Origin of the sequence: Bradyrhizobium sp. AZCC 1610 (assembly GCF_036924515.1) — a bacterium.
Lineage (GTDB): Bacteria > Pseudomonadota > Alphaproteobacteria > Rhizobiales > Xanthobacteraceae > Bradyrhizobium.
In genome coordinates this window covers 7,092,856-7,119,309 of record NZ_JAZHRR010000001.1, presented here as the reverse complement: position 1 = coordinate 7,119,309, position 26,454 = coordinate 7,092,856, and the positions used below count along the sequence as shown (strand labels likewise).

Genomic DNA, 26,454 nt, shown 5'->3' with positions numbered 1-26,454 from the left:
ATGTGCCTCAGCGTGGCGGCGCGGTGCCGGGCGGGGGCGGCGGCAGCGACGCCTGACCGCCAGTGAGCAGCGGCGTGATGTTGCGGATGGTGACGCGCCGGTTGATCGGGCTCGGCCCGTCGATCTGCTCCTTCAGATACTGCTCGCCATAGCCTTGCGAGGTCAGGTTTTCCGCCGGCACGTTGAACTGCTGCGTCAGCAGGGTGGCCGCGGACTCGGCGCGGCGATCCGACAGCGACAGATTGTCGACGTCGTTTCCGACCGCGTCGGTATGGCCCTCGATCAGGAATACCGCGCGCGGATTTTGCTGGATCGCCCGGTTGAGGCCGTCGGCGATCGCCTGCAGCTTCGATGCCTGATCGGGCGGGACTTCCCAGGATCCGGTTTCGAAGTTGATGGTGTTGACGTCGATGCTCGGCATCCGCTGCCGCACCGTGGGGCTGTAGCGGATTTCGTCCAGCGAATAACGCCGTTCGATCCGCTCCACTGGCGGCGCCATCATGGTCTCGTAGAGCACCTCCGGCGACGCCTCCTCGGCGTCGACGATGTAGCGGTTGTAGGGAATGCGGACCACCGGCGGCGCCAGGTTGACATAGAATCCGCCGCCCCCGCGCGGATCGCGGTAGCTGTTGTCGATGATGATGATCTCGCGACCGCGCTCGTCGCGGCGGATCCGCCGCAGCAACTGGCCGTCGCGGCCGACCACGGTGATCACCTGCGTGCCGTCGGGCCTGATCACGACGGTGCGGGTTTCCCCGCCGACGGTCTGGGTCTGGATGTCACGCGCACCGTAGCGGAAGCGGTCCACCTCGCTGTGACGGACATATTGCTGTCCGCCGGGATCGCGAATGATGATCCGGCCCGGCTCGGTGATGATGGTGCGGCCGCCCTCCTGGCTCTCACGGCGCTGGCCGCGGAAGTCGTCCAGCCGGGTCGGTCCGGATGGCGGTGCACCGCGGGCAATGGCTCTGAGCCCGGCTTCCGGCGGCGGGGCCGCTGGCAGCGGTGCGGTGACCTGAGGTGCCTGGCGGAAGGCCGGCGCGACGGTCGGTGGTGCGTTCTGTGCCCGGCCGGCCGGTGGCGTGGCGGCGGGCGTGCCTGGCACGGCGGCTGGCGCCGCGGGGGCCGCGGCTCCCGGTGCCGTCGGAACGCCGCCGGCGCCCGGCGCGGGGCTCGTCGTCGGTGCAGGGGTTGCCGTCGGTGCGGTTGCGCCCGGCGTAGCCGGAGGCAGTGCGCCGGGTCGTCCCGGCGGTGTGGTCGGCGCAGTTGCGCCCGGTGTAGTCGGAGCTGGCGCGCCGGGTCGTCCCGGTGCTGCGGGTGTCGGCGCAGCTGTCGGGGCGCCCGCGCTCGGAGGCGGTGTCGGCGCGCCAGGACGCGGCGGCGGCGCCGTCGTCGTTCCGCCGGGCGGAGGGGCGGTGGTCGGTGGCGCGGTTTGGGTTTGCGGAGCCGGCGTGGTGGCAGGCGCCGGCGGCTGCTTGGCGCCGGCCGGCGGGGGCGGCGTCGGCGCAGGCGATGGCGTCGCCTTCTGAGATGAAGGCGGCGGCGGTGGCGGAGTCGGTGCAGCCGGTTGCTTCGGCGCGGCAGGCGCCGCTGCCGGCGGAGGAGGTGGCGTCGGGGTCGGGCGCGAAGGGGCAGCCGCCGGAGGTGGCGGAGGCGGTGTGGGTGCCTTCGGCGCGGCAGCCGGGGGCGGCGGAGGCGGTGTCGGCGCCTTCGGTGCGGCAGCCGGAGGCGGCGAGGGCGGTGCCGGCGTCGGACGCGGCGGCGGAGCCGCAGCAGGCGGTGGGGGCGGCGGAGCCTGACGGGGTGGCGGTGCAGCCGCCGGAGGCGGCGGCGGAGGGGCTGCCGGACGCGGAGGTGCCGCAGCCGGGGGTGGTGGGGCAGCCGGCGCCGGTGCCTTCGGTGCGGCAGCCGGCGGCGGAGCACCCTTCGGCGCCTCCTTGGGCCTACCGCCCGGGGCTCCTTCTTCCCTTTCCTTGGCTTGCGCCACGACAAGCGGCGCGGTCTGCGCATGCGATGTGAAGGTCGCGAGCTGCGTCGCCGTCAAGGCAGTCGTGGCGAGCAGCAGGATGCGAAGGTTTGTCATGATGTCCTTTGTCCCCGAAGAAAGGCCTGACAGCAACGGAACGGCCTTCATTGACATGTCAGTTGGTCGATTGAGCGGCTAATCATTAGGCCGGATTGTGGCGGCCTACAAATGGTCGGATGCTTTTTATTTCATAAGCACAATGGGTTGCATGCAGCATTATTCATTGTGCGTTCAGGCGAGGCAATTCATCCGGCCCCCGGATCGGTGGCTGGATTGGGGGTGTGGGGGCCGTTCGGCCCGCGTATCGGCAACTCATCCGGCATCTTGCCCGGCAACTCCTGCGGTTGCGGTGGTTGACCGGGTTCATGGAGTGGCGGTGGTACCTCCGGACGAGGACTGCCCGGAGGGCTCTCGCGCGGCGGCTCGGTCGGTTGTCCCGGTGTCGCCGGCGGTATCTCCGGCGGTTCGATCGGCATCACGCCTCCTGAAGCTTCAACTCCAAGAACAGCAACGGCGAGGCCGCCGCAAAGTTCCCGCGCGTCTCGCCAATGGAACCGGCTAGCTAGGCTGGCGCGTGGCAGACGGCTTCGATGTTGTGGCCGTCGGGGTCGAGCACGAACGCGCCATAATAGCTCGGATGATAGTGCGCTCGAATTCCCGGGGCGCCGTTGTCGCGCCCGCCGGCGGCCATGGCTGCCTTGTAGAAAGCGTCCACCGTGGCACGGTCCTTCGCCACGATCGCGACATGCAACGGCTTGTCCAACCCGCCTTCGCCGCCGATCCAGAAATCCGGCTTTCCATTGGCGCCGAACCCTGCGGCGGGATCGTGGCCGTGTTGCTCCTGCGTGACTTCCATCACGAGGGTGTAGTCGAGCGGCGCCAATGCCTTCAGATAGAAGGCCTTGGAACGATCGTAATCCGAAACCGGAAATCCAACGTGGTCGATCATCAAGCTCTCCTGCGGTTTGAGGAATGGCCGGGCAAAGGAAATTCAGCCTCGCGCCAGCAGCGTGTTGCTGCGGGTCTTGCCCGTCTCGATATAGCCCCGCGCGCGCATATCGGCGATGCAGTCTGCCAGCCACTCGTCCTTCGACAGATGCTCGATCACGATCGCGCGGGGCCACAATGCCTGCGGTGCGTCGGCGAAGAAACCGGTCAGCACGCGATCCTCAAAACCTTCGACGTCGATCTTGAGCGCGTCGACACGCGAGACACCGGCTTCCTCGAGGATGCGCTGCAGCCGCAGCGACGGCACCTTGATCGCCTTGCCGGACGCCTCGCCCGACACGATGTGGCTGGCGCCGAGATTGTCGCCGTCGGTTTCGATCAGCAATTCGCCATCGTCAGGACCGGCGGCGGCCGCGACCAGTCTCACCTGGGTGGTGCCGGAGGCTGTGTTGTTGAAGGCGAGTCGCGCATGGGTGACCGGATGCGGCTCGATTGCAATCACCTTGCCGCCGGCGCCGACATGACGCGCCAGCGCCAGCGCATAGGTGCCGACATTGGCGCCGACATCGACGAAGACGCCGCCGGCGGGCACATGCGCACGCAAGAAATCCAGCTCCTCGATGTTGTAGGCGGGGTTGAACAGCGCGCCCCGCTCGGTGGCGCTGGCCTGATGGTAGAAGCGGAACGAGGCGCCCTGATATGGTACGTCGACCGGACCTGCGCGCAGCAGATTCACCAGCCGCGATAGCATCGGTCGAAACGCGCCGCGCTTCAGCCGCGTGCGGTGGGCCAGCGAAATGATCGCGGCCTGTGCGGCATTCGGGGCGAATGCGCCGAACGGCGCGGGCGAAGGATCGTTGTCGGGCGTCAAACCTGTGTCCTCGATGAAGCGGCGCATGCATAGCCGGTTTTGCGGCCGTGAAACAGGTTCGATTGTGGTGGTATTCGGCCGGTCGCTATGCCCTTGCAAAGGCGGAGTATCAGTACGCCACGGCCTATTCGCGTCATTGCAAGGACGGGGAAGTGGCGGTTCAAATCACTTCGTTGGTGCGCTTCACCTTCTGCCGGCCTGTCCGGTGCAGCACGCGGGAAAGCTGCTCGACGGAATAGGGCTTTTGCAGCAGCTCGAAACCGTAGCTGCCGTGCTCCGACAGCACGTGACTGTAACCGCTGGTCAGCACGACCGGCAGGTCGGCGTGCCGACGGCGGATTTCCTGGGCGAGTTCGATGCCGGTCATGCCCGGCATCACCACGTCGGTGAACACGACATCGAAACGATCGGCGCCGGCGGCCAGCTCTTCGAGCGCATGCGCGGCGCTGCCGACCAGGCGGGTGGTGTAGCCGAGATCGGCCAGTGCGTCGGTGGCAAATTGCCCGACCTCGGCGTTGTCTTCGACCACCAGCACCGACATCCCCCGTCCGTCGAGCGCCCGCACATCTTCCGCCGGCATCAGTCGCGATTTCCCGCTGCCGGCGGTGCGCGGCAGATACAGCGTGAAAATGCTGCCTTTGCCGACTTCGCTGGCAACTGCTACCTCGCCGCCGGATTGCTTGGCGAAACCGAACACCTGCGACAGGCCGAGCCCGGTGCCATGGCCGGCCTGCTTGGTCGTAAAGAACGGCTCGAAGATACGTTCGAACTGATCCGGCGGAATGCCGCTGCCGGTGTCGGCGACGGATACGGCAACATAGCCATATGGATTTCGCGACAAGGGCGCGGCGTTGGGCAGACTGGCCGCCATTCCCACTGCAATCGTCAGCCGTCCACGGCCCTCCATGGCATCCCGCGCGTTCACGGCCATGTTGATGATCGCCGTTTCGAACTGGCCGGCGTCGGCGTTGACGAAGCACGGCTCGTCCGGACCGAGGATGACGATCTCGATGCGCGAACCGATCAGGGTGCCGATCATTTCGGCCAGCGTCTGCACGCTTCGCCCGACCTCGAACACCTCCGGCTTCAACGTCTGCCGCCGCGCGAAGGCCAGCAACTGCCCGGTCAGCTTGGCGGCGCGGGTCACCGTATCCGAGATCGCCTCGATATAGCGCAGCCGCCGCGGCTCCGGCAGGTCGGGCCGCCGCAACAGGTCCGCGGAAGCGCGGATCACCGTGAGCAGATTGTTGAAGTCGTGCGCGACACCGCCGGTGAGCTGGCCCAGCGCCTCCAGCCGCTGGCCGTGCTTCAGCGCTTCCTCGGCCACCTGCCGCTTGTCGGCCTCCAAATAAAGATGCCGCGTCCGGCGCAAGGCCAGCCCCAACAGGGCAAACAGCAGCGCGGTGGCCGGCGCGCCGAAGACCAAATGCTGGCTCACGGTGGAGAGCCAGCGCGCGCGTATCGCCGAGGTCTCGAGGCCGGCGCCGACATAGATCGGGTATTCCGCGAGCCGCCGGTAGCCGAGACGGCGTTCGATGCCGTCGGTCGGAGACGTCACGGTGATGAGGCCGGCCTTGGGATTGGCCGCGATCAATTGTCCGATCGGCCCGTTGCGGTCGAGGCGGATGTCACGATCGATCGTGGGGAAGCGCGCCAGCACGGTGCCGTCCGTCCGGCCGAGCGCGAAGTAGCTGCCGGGCTCGCGGCCGATCCGGGCGTAGTAATTCTCGAAATATTCCGGGAACACGGAAGCCTGCAGCACGCCGGCGAAGCTGCCGTCCTCGCTCGGGCGCCGTCTGCTGACGCCGAAGAACGCGGCACCCTGATAGGGCGGTCGCGGCTTCAGCGCTTCACCGATATAGGTTCCGATATCGCCGGCCGCGTGGGCCCTGAAATAGTCCCGGTCGGAAAAATCGATCTCCGGCGCCGGGACGACGAGGCTGTTGACGAGCGCGTGGCCCTTGGCGTCGAAGATCCAGACCGACTTCACCTGCGGCAGCGACGCGACCAGTTGCTTCAGCCGCAAATGCAGCGTTTGTTCGCGGGCAATGATATCAGCATCGGGAGTGCCGCGGATGATCTCGGCGACCTCCGACAGGCTGCGGTCGATGGTCTCGAAGACTTTCAGCCCATGCTCGTGCGCGATATCCAGCGCGCGCTCGATTTCGCGGTCGGCGGTTTCGCGGATCGAGACCCAGGAGACGGCGGATGCAAATACAAACAGCGCCAACGGAAGGGCCAGCGAAGCGACCATCATCCATTGCAGCAGTCTCAGCGAATTACGTTGCGGGGTCTGCACGGGCGCTCCGACTCCGCGCCAAGCTTAACGCAAGATTTCGTTGAGAACAAAGTTGAGCGGCAATGGAACCGGGATTGATAACAATCGATTCAAATCCGGCCGCTTGCGCTCCCGTAGCCCGGATGGAGCGCAGCGTAATCCGGGGTTCTCGCCGCTGGATAAACCTGTCCCGGATTGCGCTTCGCTCCATCCGGGCTACGGGACGACGCCAGCCGCCTAGATCTGCCGCTCGACCATCTTCAGCTTGAGCTCGGCGATGGCCTCCGACGGGTTGAGGCCCTTCGGGCAGGCCTTGGCGCAATTCATGATGGTGTGGCAGCGGTAGAGGCGGAACGGGTCTTCGAGGTTGTCGAGCCGCTCGCCGGTGGCTTCGTCACGGGAATCCTTCACCCAGCGCGTCGCCTGCAACAGCGCGGCAGGGCCTAAGAAGCGGTCGCTGTTCCACCAATAGCTCGGGCAGGAGGTCGAGCAGCAGGCGCAGAGGATGCACTCGTAGAGGCCATCGAGCTTTTCGCGGTCCTCGTGGCTCTGCTTCCATTCCTTCTGCGGCGTCGGCGTGGTGGTCTTCAGCCACGGCTCGATGGAAGCGTATTGCGCGTAGAAATTGGTGAGATCCGGCACCAGGTCCTTCACGACCGGCTGGTGCGGCAGCGGATTGACCTTGACGGCGCCGCCCGCGGCCACATCGTGCATCGATTTGGTGCAGGCCAGCGTGTTCTGGCCGTCGATGTTCATGGCGCAGGAGCCGCAAACGCCTTCGCGGCAGGAGCGGCGGAAGGTCAGCGTCGGATCGATGTAGTTCTTGATCCAGATCAGTCCGTCCAGCACCATCGGCCCGCAATCATTGATGTCGACGTGATAGGTGTCGACGCTCGGGTTCTTGCCGTCGTCCGGGTTCCAGCGATACACCCTGAACTCGCGCGTTTCGGTCGCGCCCGCCGGTTTCGGCCAGGCCTTGCCGCCGATGATCTTCGAATTTTTCGGAAGCGCGAATTCAGCCATATGTCCTGCCTCTACGGTTCTCCTCGTCATTGCCGGGCCTGACCCGGCAATCCATCCTCTCTCGAAGATGGATGCGCGGATCAAGTCCGCGCATGACCAGTGCGATCAATAAACCCGCGCCTTCGGCGGGATGTACTGAACGTCGTTCGTCATCGTGTAGTCGTGCACCGGGCGGTAATCGATCGTGGTGTTGCCACGTTCACTGATCCACGCCAGCGTATGCTTCATCCAGTTCTTGTCGTCGCGCTCGGAAAAGTCCTCGCGCGCATGCGCACCGCGGCTTTCGGTGCGGTTGGCCGCCGAATCCATGGTGACGACCGCCTGCACGATCAGATTGTCGAATTCGAGCGTCTCGATCAGGTCGGAGTTCCAGACCAGCGAGCGGTCGGTGGTCGCGATGTCGCCGATGCCGCCATGCACCTTGTGGATCAGGTTCTGGCCTTCGTGCAGGATCTCGCCGGTGCGGAACACCGCGCAATTGCTCTGCATGACGTGCTGCATGCTGTCGCGCAGCTTCGCGGTCGGCGTGCCGCCGGAGGCGTAGCGGTAGTGGTCGAGCCGGCCGAGCGCCAGATCGGACGAATCCTTCGGCAGTTCCGGCTGCTTGCCGTTCGGCGTCAGCTTTTCCGCAAGCCGCAGCGCAGCCGCACGGCCGAACACGACGAGGTCGATCAGCGAATTGGAGCCGAGCCGGTTGGCGCCGTGCACGGAGACGCAGGCCGCTTCGCCGATCGCCATCAGGCCGGGCACCACGGCATTGTCGTCGCCGTTCTTCTTGGTCAGCACCTCGGCGTGATAATTGGTGGGAATGCCGCCCATGTTGTAGTGCACCGTCGGCACGATCGGGATCGGCTCGCGGGTAACGTCGACATTGGCGAAGATCTTGGCCGATTCGGAAATGCCGGGCAGGCGCTCCTGTAGCACGTTCGGATCGAGATGATCGAGGTGCAGGTAGATGTGGTCTTTCTTCTTGCCCACACCGCGGCCTTCGCGGATCTCGATCGTCATCGAGCGCGAGACCACGTCGCGCGAGGCGAGGTCCTTGGCTGAGGGCGCGTAGCGCTCCATGAAGCGCTCGCCTTCGGAATTGACGAGATAGCCGCCTTCGCCACGCGCACCTTCGGTGACAAGGCAGCCGGCGCCGTAAATGCCGGTCGGATGGAACTGGACGAACTCCATATCCTGCAGCGGCAGGCCGGCGCGCAGCGCCATGCCGCCGCCGTCGCCGGTGCAGGTATGCGCCGAGGTGCAGGAAGCGTAGGCGCGGCCGTAGCCGCCGGTCGCCAGGATCGTGGTCTGGGCGCGGAAACGATGCAGCGTGCCGTCGTCGAGCTTGAGCGCGATGACGCCGCGGCAGACGCCCTGGTCGTCCATGATCAGGTCGATGGCGAAGAACTCGATGTAGAATTCGGCCGAGTGGCGCAACGCCTGGCCGTACATCGTGTGCAGCATGGCGTGGCCGGTGCGGTCGGCGGCGGCGCAGGTGCGCTGCGCCTGGCCCTTGCCGTAGTCCATGGTCATGCCGCCGAACGGGCGCTGGTAGATCTTGCCGTCCTCGGTGCGCGAGAACGGCACGCCCCAGTGCTCGAGTTCGTAGACGGCTTCCGGCGCGTTGCGCACCATGTATTCGATCGCGTCCTGGTCGCCGAGCCAGTCCGACCCCTTGACGGTGTCGTACATGTGCCAGCGCCAGTCGTCCGGATGCATGTTGCCGAGCGAAGCCGAAATGCCGCCTTGTGCCGCAACTGTATGCGAGCGGGTCGGGAACACTTTGGTGATGCAGGCGGTGCGCAGGCCGGCCTCGCTGCAGCCGACCACGGCGCGCAAGCCGGCGCCGCCGGCGCCGACCACCACGACGTCGTAGGTGTGGTCCTCGATCGGATAGGCTTTTCCGTTGGTGGCCGGACCACTGCCGTTGGTGGTCTTGCCGTTACCTTGAGCCGCCGTCCTTTGAGCAGCCATGGGTTAAACTCCCGATGACAATTTGAGGATCGCGTAAATCGAGGCCAGGGCCACCGCGATACAGAAGAAATTATTGGCCATCACGCCGGCGAGCTTCAGCTTCTCGTTGTGCACATAGTCCTCGATCACGATCTGCATGCCGATCCGCATGTGCCAGGTGCTGGCGATGATGAAGAGGACCAGGATGATCGCGATCGGAAGCGAGCCGAGGATTTGGGCGGCACCGGCCTGATTGCGGCCGATCAGCATCAGGACGATCACGATAACAGGCACGATCAGCAGCGCCATCGCCACCGCCGTGAGACGCTGGCGCCAGAAATCGGTGGTGCCGGAATGCGAGGAACCGAGATTGCGGACGCGGCCGAGCGGCGTGCGCATCGAGCGAGGGCCGCTCATCGTCCGCCTCCGACCGTGTAGGCGATGATCCAGACCAGGACGGTCAGCGAAATGCCCGCGATCAGCGCCCCCCAGGTCAGCGCCTCGCGCTCATTGGCCTTGAAGCCGTAGCCGAGGTCCCAGAAGAAGTAGCGGATACCGCTGCACAGATGATGCAGCAGCGCCCACGTGTAGCCGAACACGATCAGCTTGCCGATGATGCTGCCGGTGAAGGCCTGGACATTGGCGTAGGCCCCGGGGCCGGACGCCGCGGCAATCAGCCACCAGGCGAGCAGCAACGTGCCGAAATAGAGCGCCATTCCCGTGATGCGGTGGATGATGGAGAGCGCCATCGTCAGGGTGACGCGATAGGTCTGCAAATGTGGCGATAGCGGTCGTTCGATCCTGGCGGTCATTCGGCGGCTTTATGTTGTGTGGAACCGCAGCCGGCCCATCGGGGAGCGCGGTAGATAAATTCTATTTACGTAGTCGCACCAGTCCGCGCAACGATCAAATCGCTCGAAATCGAACCATCGTTCATTGCTAGGAGGCTATGAAACGCGGTTCATCAGCGGCTTGGTATACCACGGCCATTTGGCACGGTTTAAGAATTGAATATTGATTCTGTTTATCTGCCAGCGCAGGGCTGTGCGCCAAACGGAACGATGCCGCGCCAGCGCTCGACGAGATAGTCCACGAAGGCCGTGATCTTCGGCGAAGCCAGCCGCGACGGCACGCGCACGATGCCGGCGCCTTCCTTCGCGGCGGCGGCGAGCCCGTCGAGGCTATTCATCCAGAGCCGACCGGATATGCGGATTTTGCGGCCCGCTTTGCTGCCGTCGGCGAAGCGCCATTCGGCGCTGCCGGGCGCGTCCGAGAACACAGGCAGTCATGATGCGCGCGATCGCTCGGCGTCTGCGGCACGCCGCGCGCCGCGAGATAGGCGGGCGACGCGCAGACAATCATCCGCAAATCCGCAAGCTTGCGCACGACCAGTTGCGAATCGTGCAGGCGGCCGCCGCGAATGACGAGATGGATGTCTTCCTCGACCATGTCGACGGCGCGGTCGACCAGCAGAAGATCGACCGACAGCGCCGGATAGCGGCGCAAGAATTCCGCGAGCAGGGGCGCGATCACAAGCCGGCCTATCAAACTTGACGAACTGACCCGGATCCGCCCCGACGGCTGGTGACGGTCGCGCGACAACGCCGCCTCTATCTCCTTCACCTCGCCGAGGATCGCCTTCGCGCGCTCGTAAGCGCGTAGCCCGGATGGAGCGAAGCGAAATCCGGGAACGATCTGTCCATTTGCGAGAACCCCGGATTGCGCTTCGCTCCATCCGGGCTACGACATCGAGTTACTTCGCGTAAATTTTCGCGTACGTATCCCGCAAAATATTCTTCTGCACCTTGCCCATGGCATTGCGCGGCAGTTCATCGACGACGAACACGCGCTTGGGCATCTTGAATTTGGCAAGTCGTCCGTCGAGCGCGTTCAGCACGCCCGCTTCGGTGACGTCGGCGCCCTTGTTGCAGACCACCACGGCGGTAACGCCTTCGCCGAAGTCGGCATGCGGCACGCCGATCACGGCGGATTCGATCACGCCCGGCATGGCGTCGATCTCGCTCTCGATTTCCTTCGGGTAGACGTTGAAACCGCCCGAGATCACGAGGTCCTTGCCGCGGCCGAGGATGTGCACATAGCCCTTGGGATCGATCTTGCCGAGATCGCCGGTGATGAAGAAGCCGTCGTCGCGGAATTCGGCTTTTGTTTTCTCCGGCATCCGCCAGTAGCCCTTGAATACGTTCGGGCCCTTCACCTCGATCATGCCGATCTCGTTGCGCGCGAGTTCCTTCGCCGTTTCAGGGTCGGTGACGCGCACAGAGACGCCGGGCAGGGGATGGCCGACCGCGCCGGGCACGCGCTCGCCGTCATAGGGGTTGGAGGTGTTCATGTTGGTTTCGGTCATGCCGTAGCGCTCCAGCACGGCGTGGCCGGTGCGCGCGGCCCATTCGCGATGGGTATCGGCGAGCAGCGGCGCCGAGCCAGAAATGAACAGCCGCATATGTTTGGTCGATTCCTTCGAAAGCGCCGGGCTCTGCAACAGCCGCGTGTAGAAGGTCGGCACGCCCATCAGGACGGTTGCGCGCGCCATCAGCTTGATGATCATTTCGGGGTCGAATTTCGGCAGGAAGATCATCGAGGCGCGGGCGAACAGCGTGACGTTGCTCGCCACGAACAGGCCGTGGGTGTGATAGATCGGCAGCGCGTGGATCAGCACGTCCTTGTCCGTGAAGCGCCAGTAGTCGACCAGGCTGTAGGAGTTCGACGCCAGATTGTCGTGCGTCAGCATCGCGCCCTTGGAACGGCCTGTCGTGCCGGAGGTGTAGAGGATGGCAGCGAGGTCGTCATTGGCGCGCGCGACGGTCGCAAACGCCGCTTCGGCCTTGGCGGCGGCCTCCGTCAGCGATCCCTTGCCGTCGGGCCCAAGCGTTTCGACTTTTGCCCTTACTTTCGCGGCGATCGCGCCGATGCCTTCCGCTTTCGAGGGGTCGCACACGACCAGCGACGGCTCGGCGTCGGAGATGAAGTAGTCGAGTTCGTTGAGCGTGTAAGCGGTGTTGAGCGGCAGATAGACGCCGCCCGCGCGCACGGTCGCGAGATAGAGCACCAGCGCCGGCACCGATTTCTCGGTCTGGGCTGCCACGCGGTCACCGGGCTTGACGCCGCGCGCAACCAGCACATTCGCCATCTGGCCGGCACGGGCGATCAGATCGCCATAGCTGATGCGCGTGCCGTCAAGCATTTCGATCGCGAGCCGGTTCGGATCGTCGAGCGTATCGAACAGGCGGGAAAACAGGTTGGCGTTGGCGGCGGTGTTCATGCAACATTCCCTGAGGGGCGGAAAGCCAGCGGAATTTCGCGGGCTGGAATAGCAAGAACGCCCTTCATAAAGCAACGGAGACAGTTTGCATGACAAATAGCGGGAAACGCGTGGCCTGGGTGACGGGCGGTGGCAGCGGAATCGGCGCGTCAGGAGCGGAATTCCTGGCGGCGGATGGCTGGACCGTGGTGGTTTCGGGACGGCGGAAAGACGCCCTCGACAAGGTCGTGGCGGATATCGCCAAAAAGGGCGGCAAGGCCGAGGCGATCGCGCTCGATGTCAGCAACAAGGCCGACGTGGACAAGGCGGCCGACCAGATTCTCGCCAAACACGGCCGGATTGATCTTCTCGTCAACAGCGCCGGCATCAACGTCCCGAAGCGAAGCTGGGCCGACATGGAACTGGAGGGTTGGGACAAGGTCGTCGAGATTAACCTGAACGGCGTGCTCTACTGCATGCGCGCGGTGCTGCCGGCGATGCGAAAGCAGCAGGACGGCTGCATTATCAACGTCGCGTCCTGGGCCGGCCGTCACGTCTCGAAAATGCCGGGCCCGGCCTACACCACCACAAAACACGCCGTGCTGGCGCTGACCCATTCCTTCAACATGGACGAATGCGTCAACGGCCTGCGCGCCTGCTGCCTGTCGCCCGGCGAGGTCGCGACCCCGATCCTCAAATCGCGCCCCGTGGTGCCGTCGGAGGAGGAGCAGGCGAAAATGCTGCAGCCGGAAGATTGCGGCCGCACCATCGCCTTCGTCGCCAGCATGCCGCCTCGCGTGTGCATGAACGAGATCCTGATCAGCCCGACGCATAATCGCGGATTCATCCAGACGCCGCACAGCCGGGATTGAACTCCCCGTAGCTCGGGTGGAGCGCAGCGTAACCCGGGATATCTCTCGGCTCAGAAGAATCCCGGATTGCGCTGCGCTCCATCCGGGCTACGGCTCTGCGCGCCGCCACCGCACGATCCGCGTCCGCAAAAGTTTCAGCCATCACGATAATTTATTCGCCGAAACCGCACCTAAAACCTCCCGTAGCTCGGCCCAACGACGACGAAATCAACCGGTCAATGACCAGCGTCGTTGTTTCCACCACCGGCGGATGCCCCGCCGGCCATCGCAATCCTCGGGAGAAGATTCCATGTCCAAACGTATTGCACTTCTGTCCGCCGCCGTGTTCAGCGCTCTGGCTTTCACCGCCACCATCACCGCGCCCGCCAGCGCGGAGGAAAAGACCGTGATGGTCGGGGGCGCGGCGATGTTCCCCTCCAAGAACATCGTCCAGAACGCCGTCAACTCGAAGGACCACACCACGCTGGTTGCCGCGGTGAAGGCTGCCGGCCTGGTCGCAACCCTCGAAAGCAAGGGCCCGTTCACGGTGTTCGCGCCGACCAACACCGCCTTCGGCAAGCTGCCGGCCGGCACGGTCGAGACGCTGGTGAAGCCTGAGAACAAGGCGACGCTGACCAAGATCCTCACCTACCATGTCGTGCCCGGCAAGCTCGCCGCGTCCGACCTGAAGGACGGCATGAAGCTCAAGACCGCCGAAGGCGAGCAACTGTCGGTCAAGCTCCAGGACGGCAAGACCTGGATCGTCGACGCCAAGGGCGGAACCTCGATGGTCACGATCTCGAACGTCAATCAGTCCAACGGCGTGATCCATGTGGTCGACACCGTGCTGATGCCGGCGTCCTGAGCTCCCGCGCGCCCCTGACTGGTCCCAACAGGGCGTGTGGATTGGCGGGCCGGGGCAACCCGGCTCGCTTTTTTGTGAATTCGATACGCGCCAGGCATCGATCTGATAGCGTCACGGCAGTAACGAAAACCCGGTCCCGGGCGTATAATTGATAGCGAATTGCAAGCGGGGAAGAGCTATGTCGGCCCTCACAGTCAGCGATGAACACGCCGCGTCAACCAAGGCCAAGGTCATTCAGCCGGCCTGGGTGCGGGTGCTGCATTGGACCAACGCCTTTGCGATGGTCCTGATGATCATGTCGGGATGGCAGATCTATAACGCCTCGCCGCTATTCGGCTTTACGTTCCCCCGTTCGATCACGCTGGGCGGTTGGCTCGCCGGGGCGCTGCTCTGGCATTTCGCCGCGATGTGGCTGTTGATGGTCAACGGCCTGATCTACCTGGTGATGGGCTTTGTTACCGGCCGCTTCCGCAAGAAGCTGCTGCCGATCACGCCGGAGGGCGTGATTTCAGACACGAAAGCTGCGCTGACCGGCAAGCTGTCGCACGGCGACCTCACCAGATACAACTACGTGCAGAAGCTGCTCTACGCCGGCATCATTGTCGTCGGCATCCTCATCGTGCTGTCAGGTCTGGCGCTCTGGAAACCGGTGCAACTGCAATACCTCGCGGCGTTGTTCGGCGGCTACGAGGGCGCCCGTTACGTCCACTTCTTCTGCATGGCGGCGATTGTCGCCTTCATGGTGGTTCATGTTGTGCTTGCGCTTCTGGTGCCGAAGAGCCTGCGCGCCATGATCATCGGCCGCTAGTTCAAGGGAGCAACAACCATGGGCCGTATGCGCAAGCTTCTGATCCCGGGCGTCGACAAGACGCTTCTGGTCAGGGATGTCATCAAGACCATGCCGGATCTGACGCGCCGGCGTTTCATCTCGGGTGGCGCCAGTCTCGGCGCGCTGACACTTTTGACCGGATGTGACGTGACCGACAGCTTTTCGGCCGAAGAGATGCTGAAGCAGGTCTCGAAATTCAATGACGGCGTGCAGTCGTGGATGTTCAATCCCAATGCAATGGCGCCGACCTTCCCGGAAAGTGCGATTACAAAGCCGTTCCCGTTCAACGCCTATTACGACCTCGACGAGGCGCCCGAAGTCGACGGCAGGACCTGGAAACTCGAGGTGCGTGGCCTCGTCGAGAACAAGAAGTCCTGGACTCTGGAAGAGCTCTATCAATTGCCGCAGGTCAAGCAGGTGACGCGCCACATCTGCGTCGAAGGCTGGAGCGCGATCGGAAGCTGGACCGGTACGCCGCTGCGGGATTTCCTGAAACTGGTCGGCGCGGATACGCGCGCGAAATATGTCTGGTTCCAGTGCGCCGACAAGGACGGCTACAATTCGCCGCTGGATATGCAAAGCGCGCTGCATGCGCAGACCCAGATGACGTTCAAGTTCGGCGACGAGATCTTGCCCCGCGCCTACGGTTTTCCGATGAAGATCAGGGTGCCGACAAAACTCGGCTTCAAGAATCCGAAATACGTGATGTCGATGGAAGTCACCAACGACTACAAGGGCGGCTTCTGGGAAGACCAGGGGTATAACTCGTTTAGCGGGAGTTAGCCCGCGCATTTGTGGAGTGTTGTCCAAAACCGGCGCGAAAGCGAACATACCTGCGAGTCGACTTTGGGCAAGAGGACTCGCCGGGCTCGATCACTTTGCTCGCTTCCAAATCACGTCGACCACCTCTCCACCTGGAGGACGAACAGTCAGCGTCAATTGATCTCCCACAATCGCGACGAAGCGTTTCTGATCCGACCCATTCCAGTTTGGAAAGGAGCTGCCTTCGACGTGAATTGTGATGCTGTCATCTACCTCGTTTGTCGAATATGTTCCAAAATAGGTTATCGTGCCGTCGGCCGTCTCTTTATTTTCCTGAGGGCTCCCCTGCCACAAGGTATTGCTCACATATTTGGCGCGGTCGGACTTCATCACCGTGATAATGTATCGTCCATCTGCATCAAAGAAGGCGATGCCCTTCGGGTTGGTCCCGTAACGCTCGACCTTGGTGCCGTCAGCCTTCTTCTGCTCCCATGAGAGCAGAGTCCAAGTGCCAACCAGTTGCTCTTTGAACGGTCGTTTCTGCCCGAGCGCGTCGAATGTCATCGTTGACGATCCAAAAGCCGCGACAGCGCATGCTACAAAAATCACTCGCAAATTCATTGGTCTTTCCCAAAGGGAAGACGAAGAGTGTTTGGTCGAGTGCTGCAATCTCTAGACGTTAGCACGCTCCTGCGAAACGAGTAAGATAGCGCCGGCATGGCCGTTGAGGTCAAAGGCGGCTGTGAGGTGGCTATTTTCGGGTTAAGGCCAAATCCAACCGGCGCGCGAAACGACTACGCGGCTGCCATGTCCATCCGACGGCAGAAGCAGGATGCCTTTATCGGAATCTCCGCCCGCGCCTGCGCCAGGTCGAGCCGCTGCCTGATCAAGGCCGTCTCGACCTTTTCTCCGCGACGAACCAGGCATTCGTGCAGACCGTGCAGCGACCACAGATTATCGGGATGCTGGCAGGCGCGGCTCAACTTGCCGTCAAGACCGAGATCAGAGCGGTATACCGCCTCGGCTTCCTCGATCCGTCCCTGCTCGAGGAGAAGTGCCCCCAGCGCATGGCGGGTCGGCTGCATCCATCCCCATGGCTCATCATAGGGTAGTCCGTCGCTGAGTTCGACCGACCGGCGCAGGTGCGCGAAGGCTGTGTCATGGTTGCCCTTTCGATATTCCAACTCGCCATTCAGCATCGCTTCGGCCACGCTCAGCAGACCAACGACATGATTGTTGTGTACGCGGCGGCTCTCGGGCACCCGGGTCTTCGCCGCCATGAACAATGCCTTCTCCTTCTCAGCTTCGGCGACATTGCCGAGCGCCGAATGCGCTACCGCCTTGGCGTAATGGATCATGGCGACATTGGAGCAGTAGAGATCCCGATCCCTGGGTAACTCCTGTTCGATGATTTCTCGCCATTTGCCGAAGCGCACGAGGACGTGCTGCTTCATCGTCAGGTAGCCTTCGAGGAAATCCGCCATCGGTGGCGATTCAATACGCAGTACCGCCTCGGGGATCGTGGCGATCAATTCCTCGGCTGCCGCGATTGCGGGTGTGTACTGGCCAAGGAACATTGCGCCGTAGATCGCGAAGTGGAAGTCGTGGATGACGTAGACCAGATAGACACCCGGATCGTCCGAATAGGCGAGGAACCTGCGGTCGGTCGCCAGCGCCTTCTGATTATGGACAAGGACGTCGTTGTAGTGCCCACACAGCACATCGAGATGCGTCGGCATGTGGATGAGGTGACCGGAGTCCGGGACGATCTCGCGTAACCGATCTCCGGCTCGCAGCGCCCGCTGCGGAAAAGGCGACATCTCCATCAGGTGGACATAGAGATGTAACAGGCCCGGGTGATCCCATGCAGTGGGCATTCTGCCTAAAGCGTATTCCAGCAGCGCCCTGCATTCCTCGGTGCCCGCTCCCTCGGCAGGTTTGCCGGAGGGCAGGTCCCACATCTGCCACGGTGTCTCGTTCATGAGCGACTCGGCAAAGACCGCCCGGACCTCGAGATCGTCGGGAAAGGCATCGAAGACCTTGCGCATTTCCCTGGTGTAGGCCTTGTCCCAGGGTGCCATATCCTCGATCGCCTCGCGCTGGGGATAGCGCGCGGTAAGGGCCTGGATCATCGCCCGCTCGACTGGACTCGCCTTCGCGGCGTGCGCGAGCGCTCCCTGCATGGCATCGTAGGATGCCGACAGCGCCATCTGCCGGCCGAGCGGGTCATAGCGAACCCAGGGCAGATTATAGTTGGGCCCCGAGGCGTAGCTTATGCCCCAGTGGGCCATGGCGCATTCGCCGTCGTGCTTCAGCGCCTTCTGAAAGCACTTGATCGCTTCGCTATGGTTGAACCCAAACAGCCAGTTGAGGCCCCGGTCGAACCAAAGCTGGGTGTCAGGCGACAAAGTGGTGACTTTGCGGCTGTACGGCCCGAGATCAAAATAGGTCATGCCCGTTTGCATGGTCGCTTCTCCCTTTTTGCGTCGCCGATTGCTTCGGGATGTCAGCTGCCTGGCTTGGTGTGCCGCTTACGCGGCAGTGCCGAGCAGACACCTTACCACAAGGCAACGTCACTTTACGCCGCAAACTGCCGCAGGCGATCGTCACCTTAGAGCCAGAAGCATCCGAACTATGCGAGCACAAGGGTGAGCTGCCAGCGCTCTCGTTCAAGAGCTTCGTATCTTCCTCTGAAACGCCGATAACACCGCACCCAACGCCAGCATCGCGGCCGAAACGTTCAGCGCAAACGACAGGCTCCCCACCGCATCCGTGATCGCACCGACCACGATCGGCCCCAGCGTCTGGCCGATGCCGAACGAAATCGTCATCGCGGCAATCGCCGTCGGCCAGGCCTGCGGCGGATAGTTGAAGCGCACGAAAGCGGTGGTGGAGCCGACCACCGCGAAGAACGCGACGCCGAACACCAGCGCCGAGATCGCGAGCAGCCATACCGAATGCCCGAAGATCGGCATCGCCGCGCCAACGGCATTGACGCCGAGAATGATCGTGGTGGCGAGGCCGCCGCGGTCGAGCGCGAGCACGCGCCGCCACACCCATGGGGTCACGAATGCGCTGAGGCCGATCAGGCTCCAGAATGCACTCTGTGCCAGGGCGCCGCCACCGGCGTCGCGGACATAGGCGATCATGAAGGTCATGTAGGCGATGTAGCCGGCACCGAACAGGAAGTAGCCGGCGAGGTAGATCAAGACCGGCGCCACCGCGAATTTGGCCGTTGTGGTCGCGGCGGCGGTCGCGCCGTCATGGAGCGGCGCGAGCAGCACGGGGATCGTCATGACAACGGCCAGCCCCGTCATCGCCCACCAGACGATCCACCACGAGCCCGGCCCAAATCCCTGCAAGACAAACGGCGCCACCAACCCAGACGCCAAAATGCCGATTCCGGGTCCGGCATAGAACAGGCTGAGCAGGAAGTTCGCCCGTTCGGGCCGCGACTGCGCGATCGTTGCCGCCAGCGCGCCGCCGCCGACAAATCCGGCCGCGGCGCCGACCCCCGCCAACAGCCGCGCGAAACTCAGCACGTAGAAATTGCCTGATACGGCGCAGAGCGCCAGCGACAGCACGCATGCAAACGTGCCCCATCGCACCGAGTTGGCCAGCCCAAAGGTCCTGATCATGCGTGAGGCGAGCAGGGCGCCCGCGAGATAGCCGGCCGCGTTGATGGTGTTCATGAATCCGGCTGCGGAATAGGACCACGCCAGCGTATCGCGCATGTCCGGCAGCACCAGCGCATAGGCAAAGCGGCCGATTCCGAGGCCGACGGTCGGCGCCAGCGACAGGATGAGGATCAGCCGCGCGGGATGCGGGTAAATCAGGGGGCGGTCGGGGGCGTGCAATAAATTACTCCGGCGAACATTATTGTGGCAGGCATGGCCGGGCTTGCACAGGCCGCGCGGCCGCAATGGTGTCTTGCCAACCGCGCAATGCCGCTTTAGCACTCCGGCCGACCCGCCATTCCGGGGCGCGAACCATGATGTGCAATTGCACATCAGGGAATCTCGTTGCATCAAAATCTGGGGATTCCGGGTCCGGCGCGTTGCGCCGTCCCGGAACGACGAACAAAGCAAGGACCTTCCATGGCGACCCATAAACTGCTGCTTCTCCCCGGCGACGGCATCGGCCCCGAAGTGATGGGGGAGGTGCAGCGCCTGATCGACTGGCTCAATGCGCAAGGCATTGCGACATTCGAGACCGAGCAGGGCCTGGTCGGCGGCTCCGCCTATGACGCGCACAAGGTGTCGATCTCGGAAGCCGATATGGCCAAGGCTGTGGCCGCTGATGCCATCATCTTCGGTGCGGTCGGCGGTCCGAAGTGGGACAGCGTGCCCTATGAGGTGCGGCCCGAGGCCGGCCTGCTGCGGCTACGCAAGGATCTCGGCCTGTTCGCCAATCTGCGCCCCGCGGTGTGCTACCCGGCGCTGGCGGATGCCTCGAGTCTGAAGCGCGAGGCGGTCGAAGGCCTCGACATCATGATCGTGCGCGAATTGACCGGTGGCGTCTATTTCGGCGAGCCGAAGACGATCACCGATCTCGGCAACGGCCAGAAGCGCGCCATCGACACGCAGGTTTACGACACCTATGAAATCGAGCGCATCGGCCGCGTCGCCTTCGATCTGGCGCGCAAGCGCCGCAACAAGGTGACCTCGATGGAAAAGCGCAACGTCATGAAGTCGGGCGTGCTCTGGAACGAGGTCATGACCCAGGTCCATGCGCGCGAATACAAGGACGTGACGCTGGAGCACCAGCTCGCCGATTCCGGCGGCATGATGTTGGTGAAGGCGCCGAAGCAGTTCGACGTCATCGTCACCGACAATCTGTTCGGCGACATGCTGTCCGACATCGCGGCGATGCTGACTGGCTCGCTCGGCATGCTGCCTTCGGCCTCGCTTGGCGAAGTCGATGCCAAGACCAAGAAGCGCCGCTCGCTGTTCGAGCCGGTGCACGGTTCGGCGCCCGATATCGCAGGCCAAGGTCTCGCCAATCCGATCGCGATGATCTCCTCGTTCGGAATGGCGCTGCGCTATTCCTTCGACATGGGCGCGCTGGCCGACAAGGTCGACGCGGCGATCGCGGCCGTGCTCGCCAGCGGCCTTCGTACCGCGGACATCAAGTCCGAGGGCACGACTTCTGCCTCAACCACACAGATGGGCGAGGCGATTCTGAAGGAGCTGCAGAAGCTGCACGCGTAAGCGATTTGTGGGGGGCGTAGCCCGGATGGAGTGAAACGAAATCCGGGGTCTATCTCGCAAGTGGCTGGATTTCCCGGATTGCGCGGAGCCTGTCACCGGGCTCGCATTCGAGCGACCCGTTGGCTCTATCCGGGATTTGGGGTGGATGGTGGACACGGCGCCAATGCGCCTTTGCCCCACCCTACAAACCTACGCCACGCTTTCCAGAAACGCCTCTTCCGCGGCCTGCACCGCGTCGGGGGTTCCGACATGCATCCAGACACCGTCGAGCCGCAGGCCGAACAGCCGTTCCTGCTCGTTGGCGCGGTCGAACATCTTGGTCAGCGAAAACTCGCCGGCGGGCGCGTCGGCGAACAGCGAGGGCGACATGATCGCCGCGCCCGCATAGACGAACGGAACCACCTGATGTTCACGCCGCTTGCGCAATGCGCCGTCCGGCAGCATGGCGTAGTCGCCGCGGCCGGCATAGCCGATGCTGCTCGTGGTCGGCGCCATCAGGAGCAGGATGTCCATCCGGTCAGGATCGAAGGTTTCGGCCAGCCGCTCCAGATTGGGCCGCACGCCGTCGATCCACATCGTGTCGGCGTTGACGTGGAAGAACGGCTCCTGGCCGAGCAGGGGCAGCGCCTTCACGACAGCGCCGCCGGTGCCAAGCACCTCGTCGCGTTCGTCGGAAATGATGATGCGGGGCCGGGCACGGTTCGCGGTGTGCTCAATGATCTGGTCGGGCAGGTAATGCACGTTGACAACGGCCTCGCTGACGCCGGCACCGGCGAGCTTGTCCAGCACGTGATCGAGCAATGGCTGGCCGGCCACGCGGACCAGCGGCTTCGGCATATGGTCGGTCAACGGTCGCATGCGCAAACCGAGACCGGCGGCAAGGACCATGGCTTTGGCGGGCGTAACGGACATTCCTGGAATTTCTCGAACCATCAAATCGCGCCGCGGATCATACCACGGCGATTCGCTTGAACCAGCAACCATGAGGCCTTAGTGGCCGCAGATGACGGCCGTACGACGGCCGCCGGCGCGGCCAAACCTCAGACTTCGGCGTCCTCGGCCCCGCGCTTGGCCGCCTTCTTCTTCTTGTCGCCCTGCTTCAGGAAGTTGACGCCGATCTGATCGCCATTGACCCAGGCCAGTTCGCAGCGCCGATAGGCCAGCCCGGTGGACGACAGCAGCAGGAAGAATTCCTTCAGGTGCAGGCCCTCGACCGAACCTTCGACCGTCAGTTTGGCGCCGGTCTCGGAGACATCTTCCATCACGCAGTCACGCCGCCAGGTGCCGTCGATGCCCATCATGTGCGCCGCAAAGCCGCGCTCGAATACGACTCGATCTCCCTTGCGCCGTTCCGCCGCCGCCATGGCCGTCTTCCCACTTCAAAACTGGCTGCGCCACGCCGGCTCGGCATGGCCGGTTCCAGATTAAGTGCAGGGTGGCTAACAGGAGGTAAATCAGGAGAGCGGCGGCGGCACGTTGGCGGCATACCATTCGCGAAACGCCGCCAGCGCCGGGTGCGCCAGCGAGCGGTTCAGATAGGTCCAGATCCGGGGCTGGTGGCGCAGATATTGCGGCTTGCCGTCCCGCCGGTTGAGCCGGGCGAAGGTGCCGAGCAGGCGGGTATTCCGCTGCGCCGACATAATGGCGTAAAGCTCGGCAAAGCTGGCCGGATCGAACTGACCATCCGCCGCGCGGCGCGCCTTGATGTAGCGGGTCAAGAGCGTCAATTCGAGCTGCTCGGGAACGTCGAGCCGCGCGTCCTGCAGCAGCGACACCAGATCGTAGGCGGCGGGGCCAAGCACGGCATCCTGGAAGTCGATGATCCCGACGCGCAAGATCCCCGTGCGCTCGCCGAGCCAGATGATGTTGGGCGAATGGAAATCCCGCATCACCCAGGTTCGCGGCGCGGCCGCCGGCTTTTCCAGCAGCGTTCGCCACATCGTGACGAATTCGTCGCGCCGTTGCTGGCTGACTTCAGTGCCGCGGTCCGGCAGATACCATTCGAGCATCAGGCCGATCTCGACCAGCCATGCATCGATATCGTAGACCGGAATTTGGTATGAGCCTTCCGGCTCCAGCGGCGCCGTTTCGGGCAGGGTTTTGCGATGCAGCTCCGCCAGCATGTCGGTCGCCGCCTCGTAGCACTCGACGATCGGCCGCGGCGGGTCGCCCTCGACGATGCCGGCGCTGCCGAAATCTTCGGTGATCAGGAAACCGGAATCGAGATCGGCGTGGCGAATCGCGGGCGCCGAGAAGCCGTGCGCGCGCAGGCCGTTGTCGATGGCGACGAACGGCTTGACATCCTCGGCGAGATGAACCGCAGCGCTGTAGGATTTTCCCTCGTAGACCGCCGGGCCATCCGGACGGCGCGGCGAATTCATCAGGATCGACGTGCCGTCGTCGCGGATCAGCCGCGCATAGGAGCGCGTCGAGGCGTCGCCGGGCATGCGCTCGCGCCCCGCATTCAGGAAGCCGGCATTCTCGAGAAATTTGCGCAAGCCCTCCAATCGCGCCACCTGCGCCGCCGCCTTGCCGTAGCCGGTGATCTCGGCGGCGCGCGCGGTGGACCCGAGCGCCGGGCGATGGCTGAAGGCGATCTCGATGCGATCATCGGGCAGCGCATCGCCTGCGCGTTCCGGCCATTCGATCAGCGCCAGCGCGCCTTCCGGCAGCGGCGACAATCCGATTTCCTCCAGCTCGCTCGAATCATTGATCCGGTAGAGATCGGCGTGAAGAAGCGGGAACGACAGATCGTAGCTCTGCGCCAGCGTGAAGGTCGGGCTTGGCACTTCCAGCGCGGAATCGTTGGCGAGATAGCGGATCATGGCGCGCGCCGCCGCGGTCTTCCCCGCACCGAGATCGCCCGAGAGCGTGATGACGTCGCCCGGACCGACCAGCAGTGCGAGGTCGGCCATCAGATGCGCCGTTGCCGTCTCGTTCGCCAGCGCTGACGTAAATGTCGCTGATACGGTCATTCGGCGGCGTTGCGATGCGCGTTCTGGTCGATCGGAAAGTCGCAGGTGACCGTCGTGCCCTTGCCGACCACCGAATCGACGCGCACCTTGCCGCCATGCAGCTCGACGAAGGAGCGCACCAGCGACAGGCCGAGGCCGGCGCCGCGGTGCCGCGAGCCATGGGAGTGGCTCTCGAACCAGTCGAACACCTTGTCCTTCACGTCAGCCGGAATGCCGGGTCCGGAATCGCTGACGGTAAAGATCACGCGATGCTCGGTCCGCTGCGCGCTGATCGTGACCGCGGCATCGTGCGGCGAGAATCCGACGGCGTTGGCGAGCAAATTATAGAGCACCTGCACCACGCGCCGCTCGTCGCCGATGAAGTTGCCGATATCGGGATCGATGTCGACCTTGAGTTCGATGCGGTCGGTTGCCAGCCGATCCTGAATGCCTTCGGCGGCAGCCTGGATGGCTTTTTCGATATTGACCGGGCCGAGCTCGAGCTTCATGGCGCCGGCATCGATGGTGGCGAGATCGAGGATGTTGTTGGTGAGCGCAAGCAGCGCGTTGGTCGATTTGGTGACGTAGTCGAGGTACTCGGCCTGCTTTGGCGTCAGCGGGCCGGTCGAGGGGTCGCTGAGGAAATGCGCGAAGCCGATGATGGTGGTGAGGGGGGCGCGCAGCTCATAGGACACGTGGTGGACGAAATCGACCTTCATCTGGTCGGCGGCTTCCAGCGCCTCGTTGCGCTCGCGCAGCGCCCGCTCGACATTTTCGGTGTCAGTGATGTCCTGGAAGGTCAGCATGGTCGCGCCATCCGGCAGCGGCATGGTCATGCAGTCCAGCACGCTGCCGTCCTTGCGCTCGAGTTTCAGCGCCACCTGCGCCCGGTTCTCGATCGCGGTGATCGCTTCGCGCAGCGCCCGCCAGGTCAGCGCGTCGTCGAACAGCGGTTTGCACCATGCTTCGACGGTCTCGATGTGGGGTTGCTCCTTCAGCGCTTCCGCCGACAGCTTCCACATTTTCTCGAAAGCGGGATTGAACAGCTCCACGCGGCCATTGCTGCCGAACACCGCGACCGCTTCAGCGAGATTGTCGAGCGTCTCATGCTGAACCCGGGTCAGCCGGTCGTAGCGGCGCGCGAGATCGAGGCTCTCGGTGACATTGTCGAACAGATAGGTGACGCCGCCTTCGAGGTTCGGCGTGGTGACGACGCTGACGGCGCGGCCGTCGGGCAGGAACCAGGTGTAGTTCACGGGCTCCACGGCGCGGTAGGCTTGGTGCAGCTTGGCCTTCCAGGCCCGGAAGTCGGGCTGTTCGGGCAGTTTGCGCGCCGCGCGCAGCCGGTCGAGCACGCTTGAATCGTCGGGATTGGAATCGAGGAAGGCCTGATCGAGGCCCCACAGCCGCCGGTAGGATTCGTTGTAGAAGGCAAGCCGCCGCTGGCCGTCGAACACGGCCACCCCCGACGACCAGCTGGTCGAGGGTGCGGCGATGGGCTTCCGCCATCCGCTCCATCGCGTCGCGCAATGCGGTCGCCTCGCTGGCGTCGATGGCGATGCCGGCGCTGCCGCTCCCGAGCTTGAGCGCCTGAACATCATAGATGCGCCGCTCGCCGCCCACCACGATCGGCAGCCGCGCGCTAAAGGTGGAATTGTCGTTCAGCACCCGGCCCATCTCGGTGCGCTGGTCGTTCTCCAGCAGTTCGAGGCTGCGGTGGATCGTATCCGCGACGCTTGCGCCCTCGGTGGCCCGCACATAGGCCGCATTGGCGTAACGCAGATTGCCCTCGACGCTTTTGGCCCAGATCGGCCAGGGCGCAGAGGCGGCGAAGTCGCGCAGCAGCTCGGTCTCTTCCACAAGCGTCCTGTAACGGAGATTGGATTCGGCGAGCTCCCGGCGCAAGCCGCCGAGTTCGCGAATCCGCACAATGGCTTGCCCCCCGATGGCGCGGCCCATCGCTTCGATGGCGCGGCCGCTCGAGGTGGAGAGATTGAGCAGAAAACCTTCGCCAGCCTCGCGCAGCGCGTCGACCGCACGGTCCATCTGCAGCGCCGGTTCCGGTGGCAGCCAGGTTCCAAAGGCGAGGATACGCTGCGGCGAATTGGACAGCGCGTCCTGCGAGATCAGAAGCGAGGTGTCACCGCTGATCTGGGGCCGGTTGTCGCCCGCGGCCCAGGCGATCAGGATCTGGGGCTCGGCAAACAAGAGCGCGCGCAGCCGGTCGGCCTGCACCTGCAGGTCGGCGATGTCGGAGCGCAGGTTGAGTTCCATCCGAGTGGCCTGGACGCGCGTGCGCATCAGCAGGATCGCAGCCACCACGGTAAAGCCGAGCAGCGACAGCGCCGTCGTCAGTACCGCAAATTCCTGGTGATTGAGGTCGAATAGGGCGGAAATCGTCTGCGTGATGGTCAAGTCAGCGGCCAACGCGGGTTCCGGCGAGACGGAGAGGGCGGTGGCGAGCGCAATCACGCCGTGGCGCGCCGGTGAGGTGCACGACAGCAGGGTTCGACGCATCGCCGCGACTACGCCCGACATTATTTGCCCCAAAAACGCACGACTGGGCCCGGCGCTACCCCCGCCGAGCACGAATCGGGTCGAGAGTATCCCCTTCGGGAGTCGACCGGTAAGAGTCCA

23 protein-coding genes and 1 pseudogene are annotated in these 26,454 nt (G+C 64.1%); 5 read left to right on the top strand and 19 right to left on the bottom strand.

Translation table 11 applies throughout. The features are described from left to right. Positions 1 to 7 precede the first annotated feature (7 nt). From V1279_RS34815 to V1279_RS34760, 12 genes are all read right to left on the bottom strand, one after another. Positions 8 to 2,083, bottom strand: a complete 2,076-nt coding sequence (locus V1279_RS34815; RefSeq protein ID WP_334445299.1) for an OmpA family protein — start codon at positions 2,081 to 2,083, stop codon at positions 8 to 10. Positions 2,084 to 2,271: 188 nt separating this feature from the next. After that, positions 2,272 to 2,502, bottom strand: a complete 231-nt coding sequence (locus V1279_RS34810; RefSeq protein WP_334445298.1) for a hypothetical protein — start codon at positions 2,500 to 2,502, stop codon at positions 2,272 to 2,274. Positions 2,503 to 2,588: 86 nt separating this feature from the next. Beyond that, the gene (locus V1279_RS34805; protein WP_334445297.1) at positions 2,589 to 2,975 is read right to left on the bottom strand and encodes a VOC family protein; all 387 of its coding nucleotides are present in this window, start codon (positions 2,973 to 2,975) and stop codon (positions 2,589 to 2,591) included. A gap of 42 nt (positions 2,976 to 3,017) precedes the next feature. Continuing rightward, on the bottom strand, positions 3,018 to 3,845 hold the full coding sequence (locus V1279_RS34800) for an FkbM family methyltransferase (RefSeq protein WP_334446712.1): 828 nt from the start codon (positions 3,843 to 3,845) through the stop codon (positions 3,018 to 3,020). Between the two features lie 160 nt (positions 3,846 to 4,005). Continuing rightward, positions 4,006 to 6,144 (bottom strand): hybrid sensor histidine kinase/response regulator, encoded by a 2,139-nt coding sequence (locus V1279_RS34795; RefSeq protein ID WP_334445296.1) that lies wholly within the window; start codon positions 6,142 to 6,144, stop codon positions 4,006 to 4,008. Positions 6,145 to 6,360: 216 nt separating this feature from the next. Beyond that, positions 6,361 to 7,146 (bottom strand): succinate dehydrogenase iron-sulfur subunit, encoded by a 786-nt coding sequence (locus V1279_RS34790; RefSeq protein WP_334445295.1) that lies wholly within the window; start codon positions 7,144 to 7,146, stop codon positions 6,361 to 6,363. 105 nt (positions 7,147 to 7,251) lie between these two features. Beyond that, on the bottom strand, positions 7,252 to 9,108 hold the full coding sequence (gene sdhA / locus V1279_RS34785; protein ID WP_334445294.1) for a succinate dehydrogenase flavoprotein subunit: 1,857 nt from the start codon (positions 9,106 to 9,108) through the stop codon (positions 7,252 to 7,254). A gap of 3 nt (positions 9,109 to 9,111) precedes the next feature. Then, a complete protein-coding gene (gene sdhD, locus V1279_RS34780) occupies positions 9,112 to 9,486 on the bottom strand; it encodes a succinate dehydrogenase, hydrophobic membrane anchor protein (RefSeq protein WP_334446710.1) in 375 nt (124 codons plus the stop codon). Between the two features lie 14 nt (positions 9,487 to 9,500). Further along, on the bottom strand, positions 9,501 to 9,899 hold the full coding sequence (gene sdhC, locus V1279_RS34775) for a succinate dehydrogenase, cytochrome b556 subunit (RefSeq protein ID WP_334445293.1): 399 nt from the start codon (positions 9,897 to 9,899) through the stop codon (positions 9,501 to 9,503). A gap of 212 nt (positions 9,900 to 10,111) precedes the next feature. Next, complete coding sequence (locus tag V1279_RS34770; RefSeq protein ID WP_334446788.1) at positions 10,112 to 10,366, bottom strand: hypothetical protein; 255 nt, start codon at positions 10,364 to 10,366, stop codon at positions 10,112 to 10,114. Further along, complete coding sequence (locus V1279_RS34765) at positions 10,273 to 10,620, bottom strand: LysR substrate-binding domain-containing protein (RefSeq protein WP_334446708.1); 348 nt, start codon at positions 10,618 to 10,620, stop codon at positions 10,273 to 10,275. Before V1279_RS34765 ends, V1279_RS34770 begins: the two co-directional genes overlap by 94 nt. Positions 10,621 to 10,840: 220 nt before the next feature. Then, positions 10,841 to 12,367, bottom strand: a complete 1,527-nt coding sequence (locus V1279_RS34760) for a malonate--CoA ligase (protein ID WP_334445292.1) — start codon at positions 12,365 to 12,367, stop codon at positions 10,841 to 10,843. Positions 12,368 to 12,456: 89 nt separating this feature from the next. On the opposite strand from V1279_RS34760, the gene V1279_RS34755 reads away from it, so the two are divergent. The 4 genes from V1279_RS34755 to V1279_RS34740 all read left to right on the top strand — a co-directional run bounded on the left by V1279_RS34755 (position 12,457) and on the right by V1279_RS34740 (position 15,674). Beyond that, on the top strand, positions 12,457 to 13,218 hold the full coding sequence (locus V1279_RS34755) for an SDR family oxidoreductase (RefSeq protein ID WP_334445291.1): 762 nt from the start codon (positions 12,457 to 12,459) through the stop codon (positions 13,216 to 13,218). Positions 13,219 to 13,507: 289 nt separating this feature from the next. After that, the gene (locus V1279_RS34750) at positions 13,508 to 14,062 is read left to right on the top strand and encodes a fasciclin domain-containing protein (RefSeq protein WP_334445290.1); all 555 of its coding nucleotides are present in this window, start codon (positions 13,508 to 13,510) and stop codon (positions 14,060 to 14,062) included. A gap of 178 nt (positions 14,063 to 14,240) precedes the next feature. Then, entirely contained in the window at positions 14,241 to 14,870 is a 630-nt protein-coding gene (locus tag V1279_RS34745; RefSeq protein ID WP_334445289.1) for a cytochrome b/b6 domain-containing protein, read from the top strand. Between the two features lie 18 nt (positions 14,871 to 14,888). Next, on the top strand, positions 14,889 to 15,674 hold the full coding sequence (locus V1279_RS34740; protein ID WP_334445287.1) for a molybdopterin-dependent oxidoreductase: 786 nt from the start codon (positions 14,889 to 14,891) through the stop codon (positions 15,672 to 15,674). Between the two features lie 90 nt (positions 15,675 to 15,764). Here the strand turns inward: V1279_RS34740 and V1279_RS34735 are convergent, their stop codons facing one another. The 3 genes from V1279_RS34735 to V1279_RS34725 form a co-directional block, all read right to left on the bottom strand. Next, positions 15,765 to 16,274 (bottom strand): lipocalin-like domain-containing protein, encoded by a 510-nt coding sequence (locus tag V1279_RS34735; RefSeq protein ID WP_334445285.1) that lies wholly within the window; start codon positions 16,272 to 16,274, stop codon positions 15,765 to 15,767. Between the two features lie 173 nt (positions 16,275 to 16,447). Next, positions 16,448 to 18,118 carry a tetratricopeptide repeat protein gene (locus V1279_RS34730; RefSeq protein ID WP_334445283.1) on the bottom strand — a complete coding sequence of 557 codons (1,671 nt, stop codon included), beginning with the start codon at positions 18,116 to 18,118 and terminating at the stop codon, positions 16,448 to 16,450. Between the two features lie 204 nt (positions 18,119 to 18,322). After that, positions 18,323 to 19,510 (bottom strand): YbfB/YjiJ family MFS transporter, encoded by a 1,188-nt coding sequence (locus tag V1279_RS34725; RefSeq protein WP_334445281.1) that lies wholly within the window; start codon positions 19,508 to 19,510, stop codon positions 18,323 to 18,325. 240 nt (positions 19,511 to 19,750) lie between these two features. Here V1279_RS34725 and leuB point away from each other — a divergent pair, with 240 nt between their 5' ends. Then, on the top strand, positions 19,751 to 20,863 hold the full coding sequence (gene leuB / locus V1279_RS34720) for a 3-isopropylmalate dehydrogenase (protein ID WP_334445279.1): 1,113 nt from the start codon (positions 19,751 to 19,753) through the stop codon (positions 20,861 to 20,863). A 189-nt stretch (positions 20,864 to 21,052) separates the two neighbouring features. On the opposite strand, the gene V1279_RS34715 is transcribed toward leuB, so the two are convergent. The 4 genes and pseudogenes from V1279_RS34715 to V1279_RS34700 form a co-directional block, all read right to left on the bottom strand. Next, positions 21,053 to 21,775 carry a nucleotidyltransferase family protein gene (locus tag V1279_RS34715; RefSeq protein ID WP_334445277.1) on the bottom strand — a complete coding sequence of 241 codons (723 nt, stop codon included), beginning with the start codon at positions 21,773 to 21,775 and terminating at the stop codon, positions 21,053 to 21,055. Between the two features lie 128 nt (positions 21,776 to 21,903). After that, complete coding sequence (locus V1279_RS34710; RefSeq protein WP_247782166.1) at positions 21,904 to 22,227, bottom strand: PilZ domain-containing protein; 324 nt, start codon at positions 22,225 to 22,227, stop codon at positions 21,904 to 21,906. A gap of 90 nt (positions 22,228 to 22,317) precedes the next feature. Next, a complete protein-coding gene (tsaE, locus tag V1279_RS34705) occupies positions 22,318 to 23,838 on the bottom strand; it encodes a tRNA (adenosine(37)-N6)-threonylcarbamoyltransferase complex ATPase subunit type 1 TsaE (RefSeq protein ID WP_334445274.1) in 1,521 nt (506 codons plus the stop codon). Next, positions 23,835 to 26,355 (bottom strand): annotated as a pseudogene (locus V1279_RS34700) (ATP-binding protein). The gene tsaE and the pseudogene V1279_RS34700 overlap by 4 nt, the downstream one beginning before the upstream one ends. Positions 26,356 to 26,454: the final 99 nt, after the last annotated feature.